Annotated in this window: 3 protein-coding genes; all 3 read left to right on the forward strand. The window is 65.6% G+C overall.

Annotated features, from left to right (window positions below; genetic code table 11):
• The first annotated feature begins 202 nt into the window (after window positions 1-202).
• Genes mksB through mksF form a run of 3 tightly spaced genes read left to right on the forward strand, consistent with a single transcriptional unit; the run spans window position 203 to window position 5,014 of the window.
• Window positions 203-1,489: an Mks condensin complex protein MksB gene (gene mksB, locus ACPZMI_RS00245; protein WP_054892490.1), complete on the forward strand. Its 1,287-nt coding sequence runs from the start codon at window positions 203-205 to the stop codon at window positions 1,487-1,489.
• Entirely contained in the window at window positions 1,479-2,186 is a 708-nt protein-coding gene (gene mksE, locus ACPZMI_RS00250) for an Mks condensin complex protein MksE (RefSeq protein ID WP_186708123.1), read from the forward strand. Before mksB ends, mksE begins: the two co-directional genes overlap by 11 nt.
• Window positions 2,183-5,014, forward strand: a complete 2,832-nt coding sequence (mksF, locus tag ACPZMI_RS00255) for an Mks condensin complex protein MksF (protein WP_426351427.1) — start codon at window positions 2,183-2,185, stop codon at window positions 5,012-5,014. Before mksE ends, mksF begins: the two co-directional genes overlap by 4 nt.
• The last annotated feature ends 54 nt before the right edge of the window (window positions 5,015-5,068 follow it).

Genomic DNA, 5,068 nt, shown 5'->3' on the forward strand with positions numbered 1-5,068 from the left:
GGGGGGGGGAAGGGTTTTTTTTTTTTTTTTTCTTTTTGGGGGGAACCCTCCCTCCTGGGGGGCTGTTTTTTTCTTTGGGGGGCCTTCCCCCCCCCGCGAAGAGGCTGGCACAGATCAACGCAAATCCCGGACCAAGGGGTGAAATCCTCCCCCCCGTATGCAGTACAATCGCCCCTTTTATTTGGCAAGAGTCGACCCGCCAATGATCGAACCCAAGCGCGTCCTGCGCGCCCTAGCCGAACACTGGGCCCTGATCGAGCCGCTGTGCGAGCGCTTCGACCAGGGCACCCTGAGCCTGGTCGAGCTGCGTCAGCAACTGGCCCGCCAGCAGGTGGAGAGCACGCCGCAGGACATCACCCAGCTGCTCGACGTGTGGATTCGCCTGGACATCCTGGTCCCGGTGGCCAAGAGCCCGAACCGCTTCGAGCTCAACGCGCAGATCCACGACTTCCTCGCCTACCTGCGCCGCGAGCACCGCCTTGGCCTGTGCCTGGAGATCGAAGCCTACCTGCGCCACCTCGAGCGCCTGGCCGGACACATCCAGGACGCCTTCGACAACCGCGACAGCGACGACCTGGCCCGCCAGTTGCGCCTGCTCGACATGCGCGTGCGCGATGTCCTGAAGAAGCTCGACAACGACGAACAGGCGCTGGTCGCCGTGGCCGAACGGGCCAAGACCAGCAACCGCCAGATCCCCCTGCGCCAGCGCTACGCCGAGGTCCTGGCGACCTGGGACGAATACGTCGAACCGATGATCCAGCTGGTCAACGCCGACGGTGCCTTCGAACAGGGCGTACGCAAGGTCGAGACCGTGCTGCTGCGCCTGTTGGGCGAGCAGGCGCGCCTGGGCCACCTGGTCGACGACGACATGCTGCTGCGCACCCACGCGCGTATCCTCGAGATGCAGACCAGCGCCCAGCTCACCCTGCGCCACGCCCGCGAGCTGCTGCTGCCGCTGCGTGAGGAAGCACGCCGACACAACGCCGTCACCCGCGGCGCGGCACTGGCCCTGTCGGTGATCCGCAAGAAGGGCATCGACGCCGTGCCGCAAGCGGCCATGCCGATGTTCACCCGGCCGCAGAGCACCTTCCTGGGCAGCGCCAGCCAGGTCGAGGCCTATGTCTACGCCCTGGCCCGCTTCGAGCCCAAACCTGCGCGCTTCCCCAAGGCGCACAAGACCCACAAGGGCCCGCTGCCGCGCGCGCCGCGTACGGTCAAGGAAATGCTCGAACGCTGCGAGGACGCCCTGCCACTGCCCGACCTGATGGTCTGGCTGCTGGAGCAGGAACCCGAAGGTGCCACCGACGAGTTGCTGTACTGGTTCTCGCGCCTTTCGCGCGAAAAGCGCTTCAGCCGCGAGCGCCTGCAGCGCCAGGACTACACCACCCGCGAACACCTGGTCAGCCTGCGTTCCTTCGCCCTGACATCCAGCCGCGAACAACAACCGGCAGCCACCGAATCCACCGCGAGCCCAGCCAATGCATCTTGATCTTTCCGAACTGTCCCAGCTCGCGCCGATCTTCCGCGAGCTGTTCAAGGGTTTCCACGTCAGCCGCCGCGACCCGGAACTGTACGCGCAACTGTCGAACTTCCAGGACCAGTACCGCACCCTGTTCAAGGCGCTCGGTTTCGAGCTGGTCTGCGACACCCGCGGCTTCTACTACTTCGTCCCCGAACAGGCCGCCGCGCAGGTCAACAAGACCGCCCAGCGCCTGTCGCTGTTCACCTTCATCCTGGTCGAGCACCTGGCCGACCAGGGCCGCGACCCGATGGCCGTGCTCGACGGCGGCAGCATCGGCCGCGACGAGTTGCCCTCGCTGCTGGAAAAATACCGCGACCTGTTCCTGCAAGCCGAGGTGCAGACGGTCGAGGAGCTCGAAGAGAAGATCCTGCGCCGCATGACCCAGCTGGGCTTCGCCCATGAAGAAGGCGGCATCTACCGCTTCCTGCCCCCGATGCACCGCTTCCTCGATGTGTGCCTGTCGGTCCAGCAGGACCGCGACCTGGCCGCCACCCTGCACAGCGACCTGCCGCTGCCGGTCCCGGTGCTGGTCGAGGAAGAAACCCCGGAGCAACTCAACCGCACCGACGATCCGCTCGACCTCACCCCCTTCGAGGGCGACGAGAGCGAAGAAGACGCCCTGGCCCGGGCCATCCGCGAAGAGCAACAGGAGATTGACGCATGAGCCAGGAACGCTACGGCATTCGCCGCTTCGCACTGCTCAACACCGCCGGCTACAGCCTCGGCCTGTTCCCGCTGGAACACCCGCTGTCGGTCTATGGCGCGAACAACCTGGGTAAATCGGCGTCGATCAACGCCCTGCAGTTCCCGATCCTGGCACGCATGTCGGACATGAGCTTCGGCAAGTACAGCCTGGAGCAGTCGCGGCGCTTCTACTTCGCCAGCGACACCAGCTACATCCTCTGCGAACTGAACCTGCCCCACGGCCCGCACGTGATCGGCGTGGTCGGTCGCGGCCCCGGCGGCGGCTTCGGCCACCAGTTCTTCGCCTATCAGGGCGAGCTGGACCTGGCCCACTACCAGAAAGACGACACCTGCCTGCGCCAGAAGGAGCTGTTCACCAACCTCGAGCGCAACGGCCTCAAGGCCTACGAACTCAAGCCGGACGAACTGCGCCGGCTGCTGGTCGGCGGCCACACCTCGGTGCCGCTGGACCTGACCCTGATCCCGCTGCGCTCGACCAGCGAGCAGAGCCTGAAGACCTTCCGCGCGTTGTTCATCAACCTGCTGCACATGCGCGAGATCACTGCCGCCAAGCTCAAGCAGCTGTTCCTGGATGCCTTCGAGCACAGCCTGCGCTCGGGCAGCGTCGACTACATTGCGGCTTGTGAAGAAGCCTTCCGCGACGTGCGCCGCATGGAGCAGGACTACAACGCCCTGGTCGCTGCCGGCCCGCTGGTCGAGGCACTTGCCGGCGGCGTGGCCCAGCGCGACATCCTGCGCGGCAAGCTGCACCGCCTCTCCCCCCTGCTCGACAGCCTGCTCGGCACCTGGCAGGACTACGCCGTAGCGCGCAAGGAAGAGCTGGTGATCCAGGCCGAGCACTACCGCGCCGAGCAGGATGGCCTGCAGAACGACCAGCGTGGCGGCACCCAGGAGCTGATGCGCCTGGAGCGCGAAATCACCGGCATCCAGCGCTGGCTCGGCGAGCTGTCGGTGCTCAAGCACCGCTTCGCCCTGGTCGATGACGTCAAGGTACTGGAGCAGCAACTGCTCGCCGCCAAGGACGCCCACGACGAACTGGCCGGCGCCCTGGCGCAGTCGCGTCAGTTCTCTGCCGAAGACCTCGACGAGCGGGTGCGCGACCTGGAAAAACGCGTCAAGGCGGTCAAGCAACAGCTCGAGCACGCCGACAACAACAGCTACGCACGCCTGCGCGAGGAGTTCTCGCAGCAGGATGTCGATCGCCTGATGCGCCTGTTCAATGGCGCGCTGTTCAGCCTGCCGCTGGGCGATCGGGGCATCGAGCTGGACGACAGCGACCTGTGGGTCAAGACGCTTGAAGGCGTGCTCGACAGCTTCAAGGGCGAGCGCTTCGAAGTGCCGGGCCTGTCCATCGACCTGTCGCACATCGAGCCGCCCGCACTGCAGGCCCTGGCCGACCGAGCCGCCCTGCGCGACCAGAAAGAGCGCCTGGAAAAGGAGCTCAAGCAGCTCAAGACCCAGCAGGCCGTAGCCCTGGACCGCGCCGCGAGCAAAGCCCAGACCGAGGCGCTGTACCAGCAGGTGCTGGATGCGCAGAAGGCCCTGGAAGACTTCCGCCGCACCGAGACCCTGAGCGCCGAAGAGCCCGAGAAAATGGAGCAACTGGCGCAGTTCGAAGCCGCCCAGGACGAGCTCAAGCGCTCCAGTGACGCCTTCACCGAGCGCGTCCAGCAGTTGTCGGCCAAGCTGCAACTGGTTGGCCGCCAGATCGCCGACATGGAAGCCAAGCAGCGCACCCTGGACGACGCCCTGCGCCGCCGCCAGCTGCTGCCGGCCGACCTGCCGTTCGGCACGCCGTTCATGGAGCCGGTCGATGACTCGATGGACAACCTGCTGCCACTGCTCAACGACTACCAGGACAGCTGGCAGGCGCTGCAGCGCGTCGATAACCAGATCGAGGCGCTGTACGCCCAGGTGCGCCTGAAAGGCGTGGCCAAGTTCGACAGCGAAGACGACATGGAACGTCGCCTGATGCTGCTGATCAACGCCTACTCGCACCGCACCGAGGAAGCCCTCACCCTGGCCAAGGCGCGCCGCGCGGCGGTCACCGACATCGCCCGGACCCTGCGCAACATCCGCAGCGACTACGACAGCCTCGAGCACCAGCTGGCGCTGTTCAACCGCGAGATCAACAAGCGCCAGGTGTCCAACCTGGAGAGCTTCCGCGTGGTGCTGGCGCCGAACAAGGAAGCGCTCAAGCACATCGACCAGATCATCCACAGTGCCGGCCAGTACGAGGAAGGCGAAACGCTGTCGGTGTTCGATCTCACGCAGAGCGCCGAGCAGGATCACAAGAACGAAGAGGCCAAGGAGTACCTGGCGCGGCTGGTAGCGGCCAACCACAACCAGCTGGGCCTGAAAGACCTGTTCGAGCTGGCCTTCGAGATCACCAAGATCAACAGCCAGCCGGTGATCCACGCCGACATCGACGGCGCCGCTTCCAACGGCACCACCATGACCATCAAGGCGCTGACCAACATGTACCTGTTGCTGCACCTGATGGACCGCGACCTGGCCGGGCGCATTCGCCTGCCCTACTACCTCGACGAAGCGGCGGACATCGACGAACGCAACCAGGCGGCATTGCTGGAGACCAGCCAGCAACTGGGCTTCGTACCTATCCTGGCGAGCGTGAAGCCGCAGGTGTCGGCGCGCGTGGCGATCGATCTGGAAGGCGGCAGTGGGCCGAACGGGATCTACATCGACGAGGCGGACTGGAAGTACATCAGTCGGCGGGATGAAGTGAAGGCAATCGTGCGTGAGGATCAGGCCGAAGAGCCGGCCTGAGGCAACCGCGGCCCATTCCTGTAGGAGCGGGCTTGCCCCGCGATAGGGCCCGAC

The sequence above is a fragment of the Pseudomonas wayambapalatensis genome (genome assembly GCF_049942315.1).
Classification (GTDB): domain Bacteria; phylum Pseudomonadota; class Gammaproteobacteria; order Pseudomonadales; family Pseudomonadaceae; genus Aquipseudomonas; species Aquipseudomonas wayambapalatensis.